Below are 18,598 nucleotides of genomic sequence, written 5' to 3'. Positions count from 1 at the left end.
CCGCCGGCCATGCGCCGCGGGAGCGCGGAGGGGTCGATATCATGGCCTAGCGGGTACCCGCTCGCGGCGCCGACGCAAAGCCCCGGACATCACCCACGGCGCGCACAAGCGTGTGAGCCGCCGTCAGCCCCACCGCCTTGCCGGCCTCCTGCGGGACCTCCTGCGATGCAATCCGCATTTCCAAGACGCCCGAACGGCGGTACCCTTTCTCCATGACTGCGAGCCAGAACCACACGATCGAAGGCGGAGGGTCGGGCTTCCTCGATGGGCAGATGCTCATCGCCATGCCGACCATGCGCGACGAGCAGTTCGCCCGCACCCTCGTCTATATGTGCGCCCACTCTCCGGAAGGAGCCATGGGCATCGTGGTGAACCAGCCGGCAAGCCACATCGACTTCACCGACCTCCTCGTCCAGCTTGATGTTGTTCCCGCCTCCGAGCGCATCCTTCTGCCGAAGAGCGCGGGCAGCGTGAAAGTGCTGCGCGGCGGGCCGGTGGAGACCGGGCGTGGCTTCGTGCTGCACTCGGCGGATTATTTCGTCGAGAACTCCACGCTGACCATCGACGACGGCATCTGCCTCACCGCGACGCTGGACATCCTGAAAGCCATCGCCGGCGGGCGCGGACCGCGCAGCGCGGTGCTGGCGCTGGGCTATGCCGGCTGGGCGCCGGGCCAGCTCGAGACCGAGATCCAGGCGAACGGCTGGCTGAACTGCCCGGCCGATCCGGACCTGATTTTCGGCGCGGGCGTGGAGACGAAATACGACAGCGCCCTGCGCAAGCTCGGCATCGTCCCCGGGATGCTATCCAGCGACGCGGGCCACGCCTGAGCGGTCTTTCGCTCAGGCGCCGCGCGGGCTGGAACGTTGCTTCGCTCAGGCGCCGCGCGGGCTGGAACGTTGCTTCGCTCAGGCGCCGCGCGGGCTCGAGGGGGCGGGCTTAGGGGCGCGTCAGTAGCTGTCGCCCCAGCGGCGCGGGCGGTAGAAGGTGTGTACGCCGATCTTGTCCAGCTTGCGCATTTCCCGCACCCAGCTCGGATGCACCCAATAGGCGTGATAGTGGGTGGCGCGACCGATGGACGAGAGCCACAGCTTGCCGTCCAGCATGTCGGCGGCGATTTCCTTGGCCTGCACCCACATGTCCGGCTCGCGCACCACGTCCGGCACATCGTCGCAGGCAAAGGTGAACTGGCAGGCGAGGTGCTTGTGGGCGTTCTGGTAGACCGCGCCGCACACGTCCGCCGGGTAATAGCCGGAGAAGACCCGGTTCACGATGACCTGCGCCACCGCGATCTGGCCGCGCTTGGGCTCGCCGCGGCTCTCGAAATAGATGGCTTCCGCCAGGCACTTCTGCGCCCGCGCCAGCTTCTCGCCGCCGAGTTCCAGACGCTGGGCGGGCGAGGGCCAGATGCCGTCGCTGGGCGGCGTCTCCAATGCGACTGTGCTCTCCGGTGAGACCAGGGTCGCCTCGCCTTCGGCGTGCGGCGCCGGATGCGGCACATAGCCATGTTCTGCAAGGGCGGCATACTGGAAGGCGAGGGCCGGGAAGAGCACCGGATCGCGGCTAAACACCGCCACCGGGTCCTGATGCGGCACCGGGCCGACCAAGGCCGTACCGCCGCCGAATTCGCTCAGGGCCTCTTCCGGCCCGTCATCGCGCGACAATGCCTCGGCGGCCCGGCGCGCCCGGTCCAGATCGGGGGCAATATCTTCCGCCGCAGCCACGCGGGCGGCGTCCTGTATCAGCGGCAGCTCGAGAAGAATGTCGAGCGCCAGCTCCAGATAGGCGCCGGAGATATCATGGTGGCGGGGTGCCCCGACCGATTCGTGGTCCGAGAGCACGAGCGGCGGAGGGAAAGCGAAGGCGTCATCATCCGCCGCGCTGGTATCGGCCGGGTCGGACACCGACGGGGTGGCGGAGGCGAGCGCGGGAGACACGAGGTCGGACGGCTCCAGGCCGGTGCCGATCTCATCCCGCGCCACCTCCATCACGGGTTGGCCCGCCACCGCGGCCACGGCCGCGGCTCGGGCGCCTTCTTCCGAGACGGGCGCGAGGGAGGCGGTGACGATGGTGCCGGGTGCGACAACACGGCGCGCCGGCTTCGCAGCCTCGGCCATCGCCTCCTTCGGAACCTCCGGCAGGCCGGTACCGACCGGCTGCGGCAGATCGAGCGTGGCGAGCTTCAGCGCCCGCGCAGAGCCCGGCCAGAGGCCGAGCCCGGAACCGGCCGTCAGCCCTTTCGGCGCCCGGCCGGATACGTCGTCAGCCCCCGCCCCGCAAGGCGTTGCGACGATGAAGGCGGTGGCGACGAGAAGCGGCGACAAAGCCCGACCGGCCCTCGGCCATCGATCCCGACAAATTCCCATACGCCAGCCCTTGCCGAGACTTCATGTCCCCAATAGGGCGCCGGACCGTTGCCGGCCGGCGACACGCAAGAGCATTGTCCGATCAGTCTTGCCCGGAGGTTAATTTCAGCGCCAGCTCCGCTTCGCGGGCAAACGGCCCCTGCCCCCCCAGCTGGAATTTGCGTGCCCGCGCAAGGCCATGGGTGCCGAAGCGCACGCGCACCGCCTCCTCCACCCACTTGTCTTCCTGCGTCGCGCGCTGGGCTGCGCGCCGGTCTCCCGCGTCGAGAAAGGCGCCATGGGCCGTAACCGCCGCCTCGAAGGCCTCAAGCCCCTCCCCGGTCGCGGCCGACAGGCGGATGACCGGAACGGTCCACCCGGCGGAGGCGGAGCCCGCCAGCGACAGCGCTCCCGCCACCTCGGAAGCAGCGCGGCGGGCGACCTCGGCCATGTCGGCCTTGGTGACGACGATGATGTCCGGCAGTTCCATCACGCCCGCCTTCATGAACTGAAGGCTGTCGCCCGAGGCCGGCTGGATGCACAGCACCACCGTGTCGGCGACAAGGGAAATGTCCGCCTCCGATTGGCCGACACCGACGGTTTCGACGATGACGAGATCGTAGACGGCGCGCAGCAGCACCACGGCGGCGATCGAATCATCCGAAAGGCCGCCGAGGCGGTCACGGGCCGCCATGGAGCGGACGAAGACGCCGCGGTCATCCGGATCGGTCTTCATGCGGGCCCGGTCGCCGAGCAGTGCGCCGCCGGTGCGCCGCGACGACGGGTCCACCGCCAGCACCGCCACGGTGCGCCCGGCCGCACGGGCACGGCGCACCAGCGCATTAGTCAGGGTCGATTTGCCCACGCCGGGCGGGCCGGTGAGGCCCAGCACCTCGGCCTTGCCGGCGCGGGCCGCGGCATCGAGCAGCGCCACGAGGTCGGGCTGGCCGCGTGCCGTTTCCACCAGCGCCAGAGCGCGGGCGACGGCGCGTTTGCCGCCGGCGGCCAGCGTGGCGAGATCGGGCACGATGGAGGTGCGCGGGCGGTCTGGTGCTGCGGCGGAAGCGGGCTCGGGCGGCATTGTGCCAATCTAGCTGCCGCAGTGCGGGAGGCAACTCGCCTCGTTTGCGCGCCAACGGAAAAAGGCGCCGGCAAAAGCCGGCGCCTCTCCCACTGATCGGATCCGTGCGGGGGAACGGAACCGATCAACAGTCCAGAAAATGGAGGATCAGCCGCAGTAGCCGCGGGACACCTTCACAACGTTGCCGTTGGTCTGGCGCAGGTAGCAGCGGCCGTTGTTGCCCCAGAAGTAATAGGCGCGGCGCTGGTCCTGCTGGTTGCCGATGATGGCGCCTGTGGTGCCGCCGATAAGGGCGCCGGCCGCGACGCCGCCGGCATTGCCCGTCACCGCGCCGCCGATCAGCGCGCCGGCCGTGCCGCCGATGAGCGCACCGCCCACCGTGTTGTTCTGGGCGCTGGCGGTGACGGCCGAGCCGGCAACGAGGGCCCCGGCCAGGGAAAGGGCGGCGAAAGTGCCGAGAACGGCATTACGGGTCGACATCTTGATCCTTTCCGCATCCGCCGGCGTCGGCCCGCGGCGTGCTGCGATGGCACCTGATCTAGCAAAGGCCACATGAACGCCAGATGAGCGGGCTGTTCGGGCATCGTGCAGCTTCGTTCATGGTTCTGAACCGGGCAAGCTGCGCCGTAAAGACCCACTTCCGTTGCGGGTCCCCGCGACGACGAGGAACACCTCTTGCATCGGCAAGGCGCTCCGGTGCAGGCTCGCGCCCCCGGGACAAACCGGCTCACAGCTTCGTGTTCAGGACAGGTCAATGAGTGAACGCAACCCCTTCGGCGGGACCATTACCCACCTCTCCCCGTCGGAGGTCCGACAGGGTCTCGCCGACGGCAGCATCCTTCTCGTGGACGTGCGGGAGCCGAACGAGATTCAGGCCGAGCGCATTCCCGGCGCGGTCAATTTCCCGCTGAGCACGTGGAATCCCGCTGCCCTGCCGGACCCGGCCGGCAAGCGCCTCGTCTTCTCCTGCCGCTCGGGCCAGCGCTCGCAGCAGGCCGCCGCGGCGGCGCAGAAGGCAGGCCTTGCCTACGAGGAGCACATGAAGGGCGGCATCATCGGCTGGCGCGAGGCCGGTTTCGACGTCGAGCGCGGCTGACGCGCGAGCGCCCGAGGCGGTGCTCCGGCTAGACCGGAGCACCTGTCTTTCGGCGGGGCGCATGGCGCCGGTTCTCGCCGATCCCCCTCCGGTCGAGCCGGAGGGGCCAGTGGTCAGAACGGCAGCGCGGCCGCTCAGGCGGTCGCGGCGTCGAGTTCGGCGATGATGGCCTTGCCCATCGCCTCGGTGCCGATGGTCTCCATGCCCGGCGCGGCGATGTCGCCGGTGCGCTTGCCGGAGGCGAGCACGCCCGCGATGGCCTGCTCGATACGATCCGCCACCGCGCCCTCGTTGAACGAATAGCGCAGCGCCATGGCCAGCGAGCCGATCATGGCGATGGGGTTGGCGATGCCCTTGCCGGCGATGTCCGGGGCGGAGCCGTGCACCGGCTCGTAGAGCGCCGCGCGCTTGCCGGTCGCCGAATCCACAGCGCCAAGCGAGGCGGAGGGCAGCATGCCGAGCGAGCCGGTGGCCATTGCGGCGAGATCGGACAGGATGTCGCCGAACAGATTGTCGGTGACGATCACGTCATACTGCTTGGGCCAGCGCACCAGCTGCATGGCGAGCGAATCCGCCAGCGCGTGCTCCAGTTCCACGTCCTTGTAGGCGCGGGCGTGGAGGTCGGTCACCACCTGCTTCCAGAGCACGCCGGAGCGCATCACGTTGTGCTTCTCGGCGGACGTCACCTTGTTGCGGCGGGTGCGGGCCAGCTCGAAGGCCACGGCGGCGATGCGCTCGATCTCGTAGGTGTCATAGACCTGCGTGTCGATGGCGCGCTTCTGGCCGTTGCCGAGATCGGTGATGGTCTTCGGCTCGCCGAAATAGACGCCGCCCGTCAGCTCGCGGACGATGAGGAGGTCGAGCCCCTCAACCACCTCGCGCTTGAGGGAGGAGGCATCCGCCAGCGCCGGGTAGCAGATGGCCGGACGCAGGTTGGCGAACAGCTGGAGATCCTTGCGCAGGCGCAGCAGGCCGGCTTCGGGGCGCGCCTCATAGGGCACGTCCGCCCACTTGGGGCCACCGACCGCGCCGAGCAGGATGGCGTCGGCGCCCTTGGCGCGCACCATGGCCTCTTCGGAGATGGCCGCGCCGTGCGCGTCATAGGCGCAGCCGCCGACCAGATCCTCCTCGATGGCGAAGGAGGCGAGGCCGGCCTGCTCCAGCCACTTTGCCACCCGTTTCACCTCGGCCATGACTTCCGGGCCGATGCCGTCGCCGGCGAGAAGAAGGAGCTTGTGGGTGGCCATGGGTGGATTCCTCGGGTCTTGATTTACGCTGCGGCATCATGCCGTTTTTGGGTCGCCCTGAGGGCGGCGGCTCGGCGCGGAGTGCTAGGGCCTCGCTGGGCCGATGGCAAGGAGGAACACGCCGGCCCGCGGTCTTCAGGCCCCTTTCACGAAGGCCGCGAAAGCTTGCGCATAGTCCTTGTGCCAGCGCGACAAAGGCGGGCGGTTCTCGATGATGTCGCCGGCCGCCCAGGCGATGCGCTTCTCGTCGAGCCCGCGGGGCACATCATTGTCCGGGCAGAGGATATAGAAATCATCCGCCTCCAGCTTCTCCAGCAGGAAGTCGACGGTCTGCGCAGCCGTCCAGGCCCCCGCCGGCTTCTCGGTCCGCCCGCCTGCCGCCAGCGGGGTGAAGACGAAGCCCGGAATGAACAGCCGCGCCGACACCTGGCAGCCCGGCGTGTTGCGCAGTTCGTGCTCCAGCGCCTCGGTGAAGGCCTTCACGCCGGCCTTGGACACATTGTAGGCCGGATCGCCCGGCGGGGTGGTGATGCCCTGCTTGGAACCGGTGTTGACGATGAGCCCCGGCCGGCCCCGCGCGATCATCTTCGGCCCGAACGCGCGGCTGCCGTGGATGATGCCCATCAGGTTCACGCCGAGCACCTTCTCCCAATTGGCGAAGGGGCCGAAGATCGCGCTGCCCGGCTGCACGCCGGCATTGTTCATGAGAAGGTCCGTGCCGCCGAAGCGCCCGGCAACGATCTCCTCCAGCCGCTCCAGATCCTCCGGCCGGCTCACATCGGTGGCGACGGCGAGAACGTCGCCGGCCCCACCCGTCGCAACGGCCGCCACCTGCGCCGCGGAGGCGTCGAGCTTTTCGCCCGGCAGGTCGGCGATGGCCACCTTCAGCCCGCGCACGGCGAGCTTTTCCGCAGCGGCAAGGCCGATGCCGGAGGCGCCGCCGGTGATGACGGCGACAGCGCCGGAAGAAAGCGCGGGATGGGTCATGGCAGGTCTCCGTTCAGGTTCGCGCGGTCAACGCCTTGTGGCCACGAAGGCTCCGCCGACGATGAGCGCGCAGGCCACCGCCAGCGAGAGGGAGGGCGCGGAGAATCCCGTCGCCACCAGCAGCAGCGTGGACAGGACCGGCGCCGCATAGGAGGCGACGCCCAGAAGGCGCACGTCGCCGCGCTTCATGCCGATGTCCCAGGTGTAGAAGGCGAGGCCCACCGGCCCGATGCCGAGCAGAACCACCGCCACCCACTCCCCGGCCGAGGCGGGCCACACGGTCTCCTCCCATGCCACATGGCAGAGGCCGGCGAGCACCGCCGTGGCGAGGCAGAAGCCGGCCACCGCCTGCGTCGGCACATCGGCGAAATGGCGCGAGGCGACCGAATAGGACGACCAGATGAAGGCGCAGGCGAAGGCCGCGAGATAGCCGGGCAGGAACCGCATCTCGATCCCGGAAAAGCCGCCCTTTCCGGCGAGCAGCACCACGGTGCCGGCAAAGCCCATCAGCGCGCCGATCACATGCACGCGCCTGAGCCCGCCGCCCGGCAGGAAGGCGGAGAGCAGCACGATCAGCAGCGGCCAGAGATAGGCGATCAGCCCCGCCTCCGCCGCCGGCGCCAGCTTCAGGGCGGTGAAATAGAGGAAGTGGTAGCCGAACAGCCCGCCCACGCCGTGCAGATAGGCGAGCGGGCGCTGCTTGAGCACGGAAAGCCCCGGCCCGGCCAGCGCCGCCCCCAGCCCCACGGCCCCGCCGATGGCAAAGGTCAGCGCGGTCAGCAGGAAGGGCGGCACCTTGCCCGTCGCCGCCGTGAAGAAGGCAAGCGTCGCCCACAGCAGGATGGCGAGGAAGCCGATGCGGGTCGCCGTGGCGGATGACATCGGGCGATCAGGGGCCGAGAAGGTCGATCAGCGCCGGGATCAGCGGTTCGTCGGCGGGCGGCATGGGAATGTCGCGGAGGCGTCCGGGCCGGAGCCATTGCAGCGCCTGATGCTCCTTCTTCTGGATCACACCCTCCCAGCGGCGGCAGATCCAGAGCGGCATCAGGAGATGGAAGGTCTCGTAGGGGTAGCTGGCGAAAGTGAGGGGGGCGAGGCAGGCCTCCTTCACCGTGATGCCAAGCTCTTCCTGCAACTCGCGGATCAGCGTCTCCTCCGGCCGCTCGCCGGGCTCGACTTTGCCGCCGGGAAACTCCCACAGCCCCGCCAGCGCCTTGCCCTCCGGCCGCTGCGCCACCAGAACGCGACCGTCGCCGTCAATGAGGGCGCAGGCGGCGACGAGGGTGATCTTCACGAGCGGTAGTCCCCGTTGATCGCCACATATTCCTTGGTCAGGTCGCAGGTGAGCACACGGTCGGTGCCGCGCCCCAGGCCGAGGTCCACGGTGAGATCGATCACCGGGTTCTTCATGTATTCGGAGACCGCCGCCTCGTCGTAACCGGGATCGCGGGCTCCCTCGTGGGCAACGCGGATGTCGCCGAAGGAGATGGAGAGCAGGTCGCGGTCGGCGGGCTCGCCGGCCTTGCCCACCGCCATCACCACGCGGCCCCAGTTGGCGTCCTCGCCTGCGACCGCCGTCTTCACCAGCGGCGAGTTGGCGACGGACATGGCGATGCGCCGCGCCGACTTGTTGGACACCGCCCCGGTGACCGTGATGCGCACCAGCTTGCGGGCGCCCTCGCCGTCGCGGGCCACCTGCTCGGCGAGGTCGGCGAGCAGCTCGGTGAGGGTGCGCTTGAAGGCCTTCAGCGCGGGATCGTCAATGTCCTTCACCGTCTTCGCGCCACGCTCCTTGGCGGCGCCGGTGGCGAACAGGAGGAGCGTATCGGAGGTGGAGGTGTCGCCGTCGATGGTGACGGCGTTGAAGGTGGTCTTTACGCCCTTGGAAAGCAACTTCTGCAGCACGTCGGCGGCAATCGGCGCGTCGGTGAAGACGAAGGAGAGCATGGTCGCCATGTCGGGAGCGATCATGCCTGCGCCCTTGGCGATGCCGTTGATGGTCACCGGTACGTCGCCGAGCAGCACGGTGGCAGTGGCGAGCTTCGGGAATGTGTCGGTGGTCATGATGGCCCGCGCGGCATCAAGCCACGGCCAGTCCACCAATTGACCGGCGGCCTCGGTCAGCGCCGCCTCGAACTTGGTGGCGTCCAGCGGCTCGCCGATGACGCCGGTGGAGGCGAGGAACACCTCGGTGGGCTTGCAGCCGAACGCCTTCGCCGCAAGGTCAGCGGTGAGGCTCGTTGCCTCCCGCCCCTTCATGCCCGTGAAGGCGTTGGCATTGCCGGAATTCACCACCAGCGCCCGCGCCTTGCCCTTCTTCAGCAGCTCACGGCACCATTCCACCGGAGCGGAGGGGCAGAGCGAGCGGGTAGTGACGCCCGCCACCGTGGTGCCGGGCTCGAACGCCATGGCCAGCACGTCGGTGCGGCCCTTGTAGCGAATGCCCGCCGCCACCGTGGTGAAGGTGACGCCCGGCACGGGCTTGAGCTCGGGCACGAACGTCGGCGCGAGGGGAGACACGGTGGTCGACATGGGCAATCCCCGTTGATGGCGCGCCACCTGTGCCGCAGCTTCAGGCGATAGGCAAGGGCGCCGGCAGCCACATCTGGACGGGTGCCGGCAAACTAGCCGGCCCCGCCATCGCCCTCAGACCTGCGCGCCGAGCGCCGCAAGCGCCGCCTTGGCCACCTCCACGTCCTCGCTTCCCTTGCCGGAGCCCACACCGATGCCACCGACGCACACACCATCGAGCATGATCGGGAAGCCCCCTTCCAGATTGGTGAGCCGGCCGCCGGAGGCGATGGCGAGCTTCAGCTCCAGCGCCGGATCAAGTCGGCTCGTGGGCTGGCGGTGGGAGGCGGCGCTGATGGCCTTGGAGAGAGAGGTCTCCCGCGACAGCAGCTTCGCCCCGTCCATACGCACGAAGGCGAGGAGATTGCCCCCGTCATCCACGATGGTGATGTTCTGCGGCACCCCCATCTCCTCCGCCCGCGTCACGGCAGCGGCGAGCGCGATCAGGGCTCCGGCATGGGTGAGCTTGGCGGCGGGACGGGTCAGTGGCTTCTGCTCGGTCATCATGGCTCCTTTCAACGGGTGATCCAGTCGGCGGCGGGACGGCTCAGCAGTTCGGCGAGGCGGGCCAGCATGGCGTCGCACTGAGCCAGCTCATCCCGCCCCACCCATTCGTCTGCCTTGTGGGCCCGGGCGATGTCGCCGGGGCCGCAGACGAGGGTGGGAATACCCGCTTCGGAATAAAGCCCCGCCTCGGTGCCAAAGGCGATGGTGCCGGGAGGACCATTGTCACCGCACAGACGCGCCACCGCGGCGGCCTCGGGAGCGCTCGCCGCCGTTGCGAGCGCGGGGTAGGAGGAAAGCTCCTCCACCACCAGACCCGCCTCCTCCGCCTCGGCCTTGAGGGCGGCGCGCGCCTCCGCCACCAGCGCCTCGATGCGACGCAGGATGGTGGGGGTGTCGGCGCCGGGAATGCTGCGCAGCTCGAACTCCATCACCGCCTTGTCGGGCACCACGTTCAGCGCTCCGCCGCCATGCAGCGAGCCGATGTGCAACGTCGCACAAGGCGGGTCGAAGGCCTCGTCCTGCGCCCCGTTGCGCAATTCGTCAGCAAGGTCCGCGAGGCGGGCGGCGAGACGGGCGAGCGCCGTCACCGCATTGGCCGCGCGGTGCGGCAAGGCGGAATGCCCGGTGCGGCCGGTGGCGGTGACGCGCCAACCGGTCTTGCCCTTGTGGGCGCGCTTCACCTTCATGCCCGTCGGCTCGCCGACGATGCACAGGAGCGGCGGCGCCGGAAGGGCGGCCAGAAGCGCCACGAGATCGCCGGCCCCCTTGCAGCCGATCTCCTCGTCATAGGAGAGCGCCACATGCACCGGCGTCTCCAGCGCAGCGGCGGCGAAGGCGGGCAGCGCGGCGAGGACGCAGGCGACGAAGCCCTTCATGTCCGAGGTGCCACGCCCGTAAAGGCGATCCCCGCGTCGGGTCAGTGCGAAGGGTTCGCTGGTCCAGGGCTGGCCCTCCACGGCCACCACGTCCGTATGGGCGGAGAGCACCACGCCGGGCCGGTCCTCGGGTCCGATGGAGAGGAGCAGCGCCGTGCGGTCCCCGGCTGCGTTGGGCAGATGGCGCACGCGGGCGAACGGCGCGGCGATTTCGGCGATGCGCGCGACGATTTCGGAGTTTTCCGTATCCGTTACCGAAGGAACGGAAATGATTTTTTCAAGTATTTCTTCCGCAGATACTTGCATCTTCAAGCCGTCATCTCTAGAAAATCATCGAAAAGGAGACGGGAATGACCTATTCCATCGCCGCCCGCTGCCCCGATACGGGCGCCTTCGGCATCGCCATCACCTCGTCCAGCATCTGCGTTGCCAGCCGCTGCGCGTGGGTGAGCCCGCTCGGGCTCGTGACGACGCAGAACGTCACCGACCCCGCCCTCGGCCCGGCGGGCCTTGCCTTGCTGCGACAGGGGCTCGGCGCCGGGGGCGTGCTGTCCACGCTGCTCGCCGGCACGCCGGAGCCCGCTTTCCGGCAGGCCAGCGTCATCGACCGCTACGGTCAGGTGGCGTGGCATTCGGGGGCCGAGGCCCTGCCCATCGCCGCGGCGGCGCAAGGCCCCGGCTGCATCGCGCTCGGAAACCTCTTGGTGAATGACGGCGTTCCCGCCGCCATGCGCGACGCGTTCCTCGCGGCCGAGGGCCTGCCCTTGGCCGAGCGCCTCATGCGCGGGCTGGAGGCAGGATTGGCAGCCGGCGGCGAGACGGGGGACGAGCACGCGGCCGGCCTGCATGTGGCACGCACCTATGACTGGCCCGTGGTGGACCTGCGCGTGGACTGGCAGGAGGACCCCATCGGCGCGCTGCGCAGCCTGTGGGATCGCTATGCGCTGGAGCAGCCGGCGTTCGAAAGCCGCGCGCGCAACCCCTCCTCCGCCCCGGCCTTCTGACGGCGAACACGGCGCGCCGGACCAGAACCGGCGCGCCGCAATGTCAGGCGACATCGGACGCGAACGCCACCGCGTCGGCGGGCGAGAATTCGAGCGCCACGCGGGCTCCCGCCGGCCAGCGCGTGGAGGCGCCGTGCCCCGGCACGCGCACCGTGACGCGGCCACCGCGCGCGGCCGCGACATCCACCAGCACGTCCACATGCGAGCCCTGATAGACGTGGGTCGCCACCGTGCCGGAGACCAGCCCCTCCCCTTCCGCGATTCGCACCGCATCAGGCCGCACGTAGAGGTCCACGGCCGCACCGGGGGCAATCCCCTCCAGCGTATCCGCACTGACGCTGAGCCGCCCCTCGGCGATCAGCACCGTCGCGGTCTCGCCGATGCGCCGCTCCAGCCGGCCGGGCAGAACGTTCACGTCGCCCACGAAGGAGGCAACGAACGGGTCGAGCGGGCGGCGATAGATTTCGTCCGGCGTGCCCACCTGGCGAATACGCCCCTGCGACATGACGGCGATGCGGTCCGACATGGACAGCGCCTCGCTCTGGTCGTGGGTGACGAAGATGGTGGTGACGCCGAGCCGGCGCTGGATTTCCTTCAGCTCCACCTGCATGGCGCCGCGCAAATTCTTGTCGAGGGCCGAGAACGGCTCGTCCAGCAGCAGCACCTTGGGCCGGATGACGAGGGCACGGGCCAGCGCCACGCGCTGCTGCTGGCCGCCGGAAAGCTGGCGCGGCTTGCGCTCGCCGAAGCCGTCGAGCTTCACCAGCGCCAGCGCCTCGGCGACGCGCGTCTCGATCTCGCGCTTCGCCACGCCGCGCATCCTGAGACCATAGCCGACATTCTTCGCGACGTTCATGTGCGGGAACAAAGCGTAGTTCTGGAAGACGACGCCGATCTCGCGATCATAAGGCGCGGTCTCGGTCATCAGCCGTCCGCCGACGAAGATCTCGCCGCCGTCCGCTTCCAAAAACCCGGCGATGAGATTGAGCAGGGTGGTCTTGCCGCAGCCCGACGGTCCGAGCAGCGTCATGAACTCGCCCTCGGCGATCTTCAGCCAAGCCTCGTGCAGCGCTGTGGCATCGCCGAAGCGCTTGGTGACGCCGTCGATCTGGACGCCGGCAACGCGCGCGGCAGCGTCCGCGACAGGCGCGGAGACGGCGGGGGAGACGGGCTCCCGGGGATCGATGCGTTTAGCGGACATGCTCAACGTTCAGAACCTTTCCGAGGCCGAGGAAGGCGTTGGCGATGGTGAGAAGCAGCGCCGTGATCACGATGTAGATGACGGACAGAGCCGCGAGCGTCGGATCGGCATATTCGCGGACGTAATTGTACATGGCCACCGGCAGGGTCTGTGTCGCCTGCGCGGTGACGAACAGCGAGGCGGTGAACTCGTTGAAGGAGAGGATCGCCGCAAACAGCCAGCCGGAGAACAGGCCCGGGATCAGCAAAGGCAGCGTCACCGTGAAGAGTGCCCGGCCGGGTTTGGCCCCGAGGCTCGCGGCGGCGAGCTCCAGCCGGCTGTCGAGATTGCGCAGCGACACATAGACCGAACGCATCACGAAGGGCAGCACCAGCACCACGTGGCAGACGACGACGAGCGTGAAGGTGCGCGTGGCATGGATCTGCGCCGCGAGGATCAGGAAGCCGAGGCCGATGGTGAAATGCGGAATGACCAACGGCGAGGTCAGCACCGCCTCCAGCGCCATCTTGCCCCGAAAGCTGTAGCGGTCGAGGGCGAATGCGAAGCCCGCCCCCACCACGAGCGCGATGGACGAGGCGAAGGCGGTGATGATGAGACCGTTTCGGAAGCCTTCCGAGAAATCCCGATAGGAGAAGGCCCGCGCGAACCAGCGCGTGGACCAGGCCTGCGGCGGGAAGGACAGGATGGCGCGATCGTTGAAGGCCGAGATGCCCACCACCACCGCCGGCAGGATGATGAAGGCCACCACCAGCCACACCACGCTCCAGCCCGCGATGGCGAGGAGGCGCTCGCCGGCCTTGGCGGAGATGAGGCGCTTGCGCGGAGCGGACATCAGTGAGCTCCGATCTTTTCCAGCGGCTTGATGGCCTGCTTCGCCATGGCGAGCACCGCAAAGGTGAGCGCGAGGCCGGTGACGGACAGGGCCGCCGCGAAGGGGAAATTAAACGAGGCGAAACCGAGCTGGTAGACCAGCGTCGAGATCATGCTCACCTTGCCGCCGCCGATCATCTGCGGCGTCGCGAAGGCGGAAAACGTCCAAGCGAAGGCGGTGGAGACGCCCGCCACCACGCCCGGCATGGAAAGGGGAAGCGTCACGGTCAGGAACGCCTTCACCGGCCCCGCGCCGAGAGAGGTCGCGGCCTTTTCGTAGTCGCGGTCGATGTGCGAGAGCGCGGCCGAGAGCATGATGACCATCACCGGCAGGGTTACATGAACGAGGGCGGTGACGACGCCGAAGGTGGTGAACATCATCTGTATCGGCCGGTCGATGATCCCAAGGCCCTTCAGCACCGAATTGATGAAGCCGGTGTTGCCTAACACGATGATCCAGGAATAGGTGCGCACCACCTCGCCCAAAAAGAGCGGCGTCACGGCAGTGATGAGCAAGAAGGATTTCAGCGCCACGTTCCGCGTCCTCACCAGCGCGAAGGCGAGCGGATACGCCACCACCAAAGTAATGAGCGCGGTGAGAAGGCAGATCCACACGGTCTGCAGAAACACCTGCGCATAGAGCGGGCGCAGCAGCGCGAAGAAATTGTCCAGCGTGAGCCCGCCCGGATTGAGCGAACCCGGCACATAGGCGCGGAAGGCATATTGCAGGATCGCCGCCAGCGCCGCCGCAGAGGCTATGGCCGCCAGCGTCGCGGGCGCGACGAACAGGGCGAGGAAGGGGCGCTTGTTCACGGCTCTTGCTCTCGGTTTTGTCGGAAACACCCGGCGGAGGCAGGGAAGATGAAAGGGGGACCATCTTCCCTGCCCGCCGCGCGACGGAGCCGCTTACGGGTCAGGGCAGTCTAACGAAAGCGGTTGTCCGCCTCACCTGCCGATCATTTGGCGATCATGTTTTCCGAGAACCACTTGCGCCACTCGGCGGTCTTTTCCGCGCGGAGCTTGTGGTCGATGATAATGGTCTCCTTGTCCCACTGCTCCGCGGTGGTGAAGACGCCGGGAAGCTTCGCGGTTTCCGGGCTCACCTTGGCGCCGAGCACGGTAGGCGAGCCCTTCTTCAGCTCGGCGATCTTGCCCTGCACCTCGGGATCGAGCGCGGTGTTGATGAACTTCTCCGCCAGCTCGCGGTTCTTGGTGCCCTTCATGATGGCCATGGTGTCGATGCCGAGCACGCCACCCTCCTTCGGGATGACGAGCTTGATCGGGACGCCCTGCGCGATCATGTAATAGGCGTTCATGGAAAGCATGATCTGCACAGGCGTCTCACCGGTGGCGATGAGCTGCTGCGAGTTCGCGTCGTTGGTGTAGAAGGCCTTGAAATTGGGCTTCAGCGCCAGGAGCTTCTGCTCGCCCTTCTGCCAGTCCGCCGGCGAGCCGCCCGCCAGCAGGGCCGAGACGGCGATGATGTGGCTCGGGTCGAAATCAGGCGCCGCCAGCATCCCCTTCAGCTCAGGATTCCAGAGGTCTCCCCAGGAGGAGAAGGTGATGTTCTTCGGGGTCAGGTCCGGCCGGTAGCCGATGGTGTAGACATAGGCCCAGGCGCCGATGTGATAGGGGCTCACCTTGGCCTGCGGCACCAGCTTCGACGCGTTCGGAATCTTCGAGAGATCGAGGGTCTCGAACAGATCGTCATTGGCGTAGAGCCAGCCCACATGGGCGGTGGTGAAGGTGATGTCGCTCTCCGGCGAGCCCTTGGCGAGCTTCGCCTTGTTCAGCCGGTCGATGGTGCCGCCGGTGATGTATTCCACCTCGACGCCGGTATCTTTCGTGAACTTTGAGGCGATGGCCTCGGCGATGAGGTCGCGGAAGCTGCCGCCCCACGTGCTCACCACCAGTTTTTCCGCCGCGCTCGCCGGGCCCGCCACGAAGGCGGCCAGCGCGACCCCGAGGGCAACGATCTTGCCGTTCATCCGTCTCTCCTCTGGATCCGCCTTCTGGCGGTTTCTTTTCGTGTGACCGCGAAGGTCGCCGATACGTAAATCTACGTAATTCGGATGATGATGGAAGCAAAAAGTCCCCGAAACTCGGATATTTTTATTTATTTTGACTGTATTAGCGCTTCGAACGCAGAAAATCCCCGCGCCGATTCCGGCGCGAGGAAAATGGCATTCAGCTTAGCCGCAACTCAGCGCAATCCGGCACCTCAGGCGCGCTCGGACGGGATCTCCGCGATGATGTCGATTTCCATCAGGTATTCAGGCTTGGCGAGCCCCTGCACGATGATGCCGGTGGAGACCGGGAACACGCCCTTCAGCCACTGGCCCACCACGCGATAGACCGGCTCGCGATAGGCCCGGTCCGTGATGTAGATAACGATCTTCACCACGTCCTCGAGCTTGGCACCGGCTTCTTCCAGCAGCACCTTGGCGCAGGCCATGGCGTTCTCGGCCTGCGCCGCGGCATCGCCGACGCCGACGATGTTGCCGTCGAGGTCCATGGCCGTCTGGCCACGGAGATAGACGGTGTTGCCGGCGCGGACCGCCATGCACACGTCGTTGTCGAGCTTCTGCTCGGGATAGGCTTCCTTCGTGTTGAAGGGGCGGATGCGGGTATGGGTCGGCACGGTTCTGGGCCTCATGCAGCGGTCAGGCGCCGGTAGGCGCGGTTGGCGTAGAGCAGCGGCTCGGCCTCGCCCTCAAGGCCATGAACGGCGGTCACGGCACCGACGACGATGCGGTGCGTGCCATAGGCGTGATGGGTGGCAAGGCGGCAGTCGAAGCTCATGAGCGCGCCATCGAGCACCGGCGCGCCGCTCGCAGCCGCCCGCCAATCCGCGCAGGCGAACTTGTCATCGCGCAGGTGCGGCACCTGCCCGGCGAACGTGTCGGAGACATGCGACTGGTGATGCGCCAGCACGTTGGCGACGAACACGCCGTTGGCCTCGATCACCTTCAGCGCGTTGCTCTGCTCGTGGATGCAGAGAATGACCGAAGGGGGCTCCATGCAGAGCGAGGCGAGCGAGGAGACGGTGAGGCCAGCCCGGCCCGCCGGACCATCCGTGGCGATCACCGCGACGCCGGACGCCATGCGCCGCATGGCCTCGCGGAACAGGCCCGCATCAACGGGAGAGATATCGCCGACCGCGCTCATTTCAGCGAGCCTTTGACATTGTCCGAGAGTCCCGCCGTCTTGCGCACGAAGTCGAGGGGACCGGAAAAATCGAAGCTCTTGTAGACCGCCGCGAGGTGGTTGAAGTGCGGCGCCTGCGCGAACTGCACAAAGGCGAGGCGGTGGCCGGCATAGTCGGAGGAGACCAGATCGCGGGCGAAGGCGAGCAGTTTGCGCCGGTCCTCGGACTCCCAGTTGTCGTTGAGGGTGTAGAACTTCTTCAGCCACTCGGCGGTGCCCTCGGCCTCGAAGGCGGCGACGTTCGGCGTGACGCAAATCTGGCCACCGATCAGTTCGCGGGTGGCGTGCATCATGGTCGGCAGCTGCGAGCAGGCGAGCACGCGGCCCGCATAGAGGATCGACTGGTTGGGCATCAGCAGCCCGGCCGGGCTCTTCTCCGCCAGCGCGATGGAGGCGGTGAGGTGGGCATTGATGCCCTCGCGATAGACGGCGAGATCCGCCAGCTTCTCCTGCACGGACTGGAGCTTGTCGAGGCCGGTCTGCTTCGCGTTCCACAGGGCGGCGCCGATCATCATGTCGGCGACGTAGAGGAGACGCAGGACATAGGGATACGCCGAATAGCGGTGAAGCGTACCGCGCACGAACTGGGCGGCCTTGGTGTAGCGATAGAAGAAGACGTCTTCCCAAGGGATCAGCACGTCATCGAACACCACCAGCGTATCCACCTCGTCATAGCGGTTGGCGAGGGGATAATCCTTCGGGTCCGAGCGGCCGGCGAAGGAGGAGCGGCAGATGTGCTTCACGCCCGGCGCGCCCATCTTCACGATGCAGCCCAGCGCGTAGTCGCTCTCCTTCTCGTCCGTCCAGGCGCCCACGGTGGGCTTCAGATAGGCCTGGTCGGCATAGGCGGCGGCGGTCTCGTACTTGGCGCCGCGGATGATGATGCCCGCGTCCGTCTCCTTGGTGACGTGGACCATCATGTCCGGGTCGCGCTCGGAGATATGGCGGGAGCGGTCGCCCTTGGGATCGGTGTTGGCGGAGACGTGGAAGGGGTCTTCCTCCACCACGCGCTTGATGTGGTTGTCGATGTTGGCGGCGAAACGGGGATCGATCTCCGCCAGCATGTCGCGGCCATCCTGCAGCGACCACATCTCGCCGATGGTCTCGTCGCCGACGCGGGTGACGACGCCGCCCACGTCCTTCAGCAGGATGTCCACGCCCTTGCGCTTGGCATCCCAGTGCGCGGTCTCCGTGGGCGGCTGGTGGAAGACGGAATGGACCGCATTCTCTTCCACATAGGTCAGCGCCGGCGCGGTCGCCTCCTCGTGGTGCAGGTCGTACATGCGCGCCTTGATGTCGACGATAGGCTTGAAGGCGGGATGGGTGGTGACGTCGGAGACGCGCTCGCCGTCGATCCAGATCTCGCGGCCGTCGCGCAGGCCTTCCTTGTACGCGGCACCGGTCCTGATCATCACGCCTGCTCCCGAATTGGTCATGCCCACGATTGGAGCAAGAGTGGGCGAGGCCGCGGGATCGATAAAATATTTTATCTTTGGCGAAAAGATTGGCTTTTCTGATCCAGATCAATGCGCGACAGTGGCCCCTCACCGGAGCCCCGCGCGTGACCAAGCCGAACCCTGCCGGCGATACCCCTCGCCCGAGCCTTT

Annotated in this window: 20 protein-coding genes; 3 read left to right on the top strand and 17 right to left on the bottom strand. The window is 67.8% G+C overall.

The window, feature by feature from the left end:
- Positions 1-212: 212 nt before the first annotated feature.
- On the top strand, positions 213-830 hold the full coding sequence (locus tag ACT535_RS11355; RefSeq protein ID WP_168462319.1) for a YqgE/AlgH family protein: 618 nt from the start codon (positions 213-215) through the stop codon (positions 828-830).
- 120 nt (positions 831-950) lie between these two features.
- Here ACT535_RS11355 and ACT535_RS11350 read toward each other — a convergent pair whose 3' ends face one another.
- From ACT535_RS11350 to ACT535_RS11340, 3 genes are all read right to left on the bottom strand, one after another.
- Complete coding sequence (locus ACT535_RS11350) at positions 951-2,324, bottom strand: cell wall hydrolase (protein WP_476364430.1); 1,374 nt, start codon at positions 2,322-2,324, stop codon at positions 951-953.
- 124 nt (positions 2,325-2,448) lie between these two features.
- The gene (gene meaB / locus ACT535_RS11345; RefSeq protein WP_476364429.1) at positions 2,449-3,426 is read right to left on the bottom strand and encodes a methylmalonyl Co-A mutase-associated GTPase MeaB; all 978 of its coding nucleotides are present in this window, start codon (positions 3,424-3,426) and stop codon (positions 2,449-2,451) included.
- A 147-nt stretch (positions 3,427-3,573) separates the two neighbouring features.
- Positions 3,574-3,906, bottom strand: a complete 333-nt coding sequence (locus ACT535_RS11340) for a glycine zipper domain-containing protein (RefSeq protein ID WP_168462317.1) — start codon at positions 3,904-3,906, stop codon at positions 3,574-3,576.
- A 274-nt stretch (positions 3,907-4,180) separates the two neighbouring features.
- On the opposite strand from ACT535_RS11340, the gene ACT535_RS11335 reads away from it, so the two are divergent.
- The gene (locus ACT535_RS11335; RefSeq protein WP_168462316.1) at positions 4,181-4,522 is read left to right on the top strand and encodes a rhodanese-like domain-containing protein; all 342 of its coding nucleotides are present in this window, start codon (positions 4,181-4,183) and stop codon (positions 4,520-4,522) included.
- A 134-nt stretch (positions 4,523-4,656) separates the two neighbouring features.
- On the opposite strand, the gene leuB is transcribed toward ACT535_RS11335, so the two are convergent.
- The 7 genes from leuB to argE all read right to left on the bottom strand — a co-directional run bounded on the left by leuB (position 4,657) and on the right by argE (position 11,015).
- Positions 4,657-5,769: a 3-isopropylmalate dehydrogenase gene (gene leuB, locus ACT535_RS11330; RefSeq protein ID WP_476364428.1), complete on the bottom strand. Its 1,113-nt coding sequence runs from the start codon at positions 5,767-5,769 to the stop codon at positions 4,657-4,659.
- Positions 5,770-5,904: 135 nt separating this feature from the next.
- The gene (locus tag ACT535_RS11325; RefSeq protein WP_476364427.1) at positions 5,905-6,756 is read right to left on the bottom strand and encodes an SDR family NAD(P)-dependent oxidoreductase; all 852 of its coding nucleotides are present in this window, start codon (positions 6,754-6,756) and stop codon (positions 5,905-5,907) included.
- 27 nt (positions 6,757-6,783) lie between these two features.
- Positions 6,784-7,638, bottom strand: coding sequence for an aromatic amino acid exporter YddG (gene yddG / locus ACT535_RS11320; RefSeq protein WP_476364426.1), 855 nt, complete (start codon positions 7,636-7,638; stop codon positions 6,784-6,786).
- Positions 7,639-7,645: 7 nt separating this feature from the next.
- Complete coding sequence (locus ACT535_RS11315) at positions 7,646-8,050, bottom strand: (deoxy)nucleoside triphosphate pyrophosphohydrolase (RefSeq protein ID WP_168462312.1); 405 nt, start codon at positions 8,048-8,050, stop codon at positions 7,646-7,648.
- The gene (argJ, locus tag ACT535_RS11310) at positions 8,047-9,288 is read right to left on the bottom strand and encodes a bifunctional glutamate N-acetyltransferase/amino-acid acetyltransferase ArgJ (protein ID WP_476364425.1); all 1,242 of its coding nucleotides are present in this window, start codon (positions 9,286-9,288) and stop codon (positions 8,047-8,049) included. The genes ACT535_RS11315 and argJ overlap by 4 nt, the downstream gene beginning before the upstream one ends.
- 114 nt (positions 9,289-9,402) lie before the next feature.
- Positions 9,403-9,831, bottom strand: a complete 429-nt coding sequence (locus ACT535_RS11305; RefSeq protein WP_476364424.1) for a GlcG/HbpS family heme-binding protein — start codon at positions 9,829-9,831, stop codon at positions 9,403-9,405.
- Positions 9,832-9,842: 11 nt separating this feature from the next.
- Positions 9,843-11,015 carry an acetylornithine deacetylase gene (gene argE / locus ACT535_RS11300; protein ID WP_476364423.1) on the bottom strand — a complete coding sequence of 391 codons (1,173 nt, stop codon included), beginning with the start codon at positions 11,013-11,015 and terminating at the stop codon, positions 9,843-9,845.
- Positions 11,016-11,059: 44 nt separating this feature from the next.
- Here argE and ACT535_RS11295 point away from each other — a divergent pair, with 44 nt between their 5' ends.
- Positions 11,060-11,713, top strand: a complete 654-nt coding sequence (locus ACT535_RS11295) for a DUF1028 domain-containing protein (protein WP_476364422.1) — start codon at positions 11,060-11,062, stop codon at positions 11,711-11,713.
- A gap of 43 nt (positions 11,714-11,756) precedes the next feature.
- Here ACT535_RS11295 and ACT535_RS11290 read toward each other — a convergent pair whose 3' ends face one another.
- The 7 genes from ACT535_RS11290 to ACT535_RS11260 all read right to left on the bottom strand — a co-directional run bounded on the left by ACT535_RS11290 (position 11,757) and on the right by ACT535_RS11260 (position 18,403).
- Positions 11,757-12,914: an ABC transporter ATP-binding protein gene (locus ACT535_RS11290; protein ID WP_476364421.1), complete on the bottom strand. Its 1,158-nt coding sequence runs from the start codon at positions 12,912-12,914 to the stop codon at positions 11,757-11,759.
- Positions 12,904-13,746, bottom strand: coding sequence for an ABC transporter permease (locus ACT535_RS11285; RefSeq protein ID WP_476364420.1), 843 nt, complete (start codon positions 13,744-13,746; stop codon positions 12,904-12,906). Before ACT535_RS11285 ends, ACT535_RS11290 begins: the two co-directional genes overlap by 11 nt.
- Positions 13,746-14,597, bottom strand: coding sequence for an ABC transporter permease (locus tag ACT535_RS11280; protein WP_476364419.1), 852 nt, complete (start codon positions 14,595-14,597; stop codon positions 13,746-13,748). Before ACT535_RS11280 ends, ACT535_RS11285 begins: the two co-directional genes overlap by 1 nt.
- 143 nt (positions 14,598-14,740) lie before the next feature.
- On the bottom strand, positions 14,741-15,772 hold the full coding sequence (locus ACT535_RS11275; protein WP_476364418.1) for an ABC transporter substrate-binding protein: 1,032 nt from the start codon (positions 15,770-15,772) through the stop codon (positions 14,741-14,743).
- Positions 15,773-16,005: 233 nt separating this feature from the next.
- A complete protein-coding gene (locus ACT535_RS11270) occupies positions 16,006-16,440 on the bottom strand; it encodes a RidA family protein (RefSeq protein WP_210254716.1) in 435 nt (144 codons plus the stop codon).
- On the bottom strand, positions 16,437-16,952 hold the full coding sequence (locus ACT535_RS11265) for a flavin reductase family protein (protein WP_476364417.1): 516 nt from the start codon (positions 16,950-16,952) through the stop codon (positions 16,437-16,439). The genes ACT535_RS11270 and ACT535_RS11265 overlap by 4 nt, the downstream gene beginning before the upstream one ends.
- Positions 16,949-18,403, bottom strand: a complete 1,455-nt coding sequence (locus tag ACT535_RS11260; RefSeq protein WP_168462301.1) for a 4-hydroxyphenylacetate 3-hydroxylase family protein — start codon at positions 18,401-18,403, stop codon at positions 16,949-16,951. The genes ACT535_RS11265 and ACT535_RS11260 overlap by 4 nt, the downstream gene beginning before the upstream one ends.
- Positions 18,404-18,598 lie beyond the last annotated feature (195 nt).

It is taken from the genome of Xanthobacter sp. DMC12, from assembly GCF_056314105.1.
This window is presented reverse-complemented; position numbering and strand designations above follow the sequence as displayed.

Bases quoted from the DNA above. Each gene is read 5' to 3' on its own strand.
- meaB (WP_476364429.1), bottom strand. From the start codon at position 3,426: ATGCCGCCCGAGCCCGCTTCCGCCGCAGCACCAGACCGCCCGCGCACC.
- yddG (WP_476364426.1), bottom strand. From the start codon at position 7,638: ATGTCATCCGCCACGGCGACCCGCATCGGCTTCCTCGCCATCCTGCTG.
- ACT535_RS11270 (WP_210254716.1), bottom strand. From the start codon at position 16,440: ATGAGGCCCAGAACCGTGCCGACCCATACCCGCATCCGCCCCTTCAAC.
- leuB (WP_476364428.1), bottom strand. From the start codon at position 5,769: ATGGCCACCCACAAGCTCCTTCTTCTCGCCGGCGACGGCATCGGCCCG.
- ACT535_RS11340 (WP_168462317.1), bottom strand. From the start codon at position 3,906: ATGTCGACCCGTAATGCCGTTCTCGGCACTTTCGCCGCCCTTTCCCTG.
- ACT535_RS11285 (WP_476364420.1), bottom strand. From the start codon at position 13,746: ATGTCCGCTCCGCGCAAGCGCCTCATCTCCGCCAAGGCCGGCGAGCGC.
- ACT535_RS11355 (WP_168462319.1), top strand. From the start codon at position 213: ATGACTGCGAGCCAGAACCACACGATCGAAGGCGGAGGGTCGGGCTTC.
- ACT535_RS11295 (WP_476364422.1), top strand. From the start codon at position 11,060: ATGACCTATTCCATCGCCGCCCGCTGCCCCGATACGGGCGCCTTCGGC.
- ACT535_RS11325 (WP_476364427.1), bottom strand. From the start codon at position 6,756: ATGACCCATCCCGCGCTTTCTTCCGGCGCTGTCGCCGTCATCACCGGC.
- ACT535_RS11290 (WP_476364421.1), bottom strand. From the start codon at position 12,914: ATGTCCGCTAAACGCATCGATCCCCGGGAGCCCGTCTCCCCCGCCGTC.
- ACT535_RS11260 (WP_168462301.1), bottom strand. From the start codon at position 18,403: ATGATCAGGACCGGTGCCGCGTACAAGGAAGGCCTGCGCGACGGCCGC.
- argE (WP_476364423.1), bottom strand. From the start codon at position 11,015: ATGCAAGTATCTGCGGAAGAAATACTTGAAAAAATCATTTCCGTTCCT.
- ACT535_RS11275 (WP_476364418.1), bottom strand. From the start codon at position 15,772: ATGAACGGCAAGATCGTTGCCCTCGGGGTCGCGCTGGCCGCCTTCGTG.
- ACT535_RS11335 (WP_168462316.1), top strand. From the start codon at position 4,181: ATGAGTGAACGCAACCCCTTCGGCGGGACCATTACCCACCTCTCCCCG.
- argJ (WP_476364425.1), bottom strand. From the start codon at position 9,288: ATGTCGACCACCGTGTCTCCCCTCGCGCCGACGTTCGTGCCCGAGCTC.
- ACT535_RS11305 (WP_476364424.1), bottom strand. From the start codon at position 9,831: ATGACCGAGCAGAAGCCACTGACCCGTCCCGCCGCCAAGCTCACCCAT.
- ACT535_RS11265 (WP_476364417.1), bottom strand. From the start codon at position 16,952: ATGAGCGCGGTCGGCGATATCTCTCCCGTTGATGCGGGCCTGTTCCGC.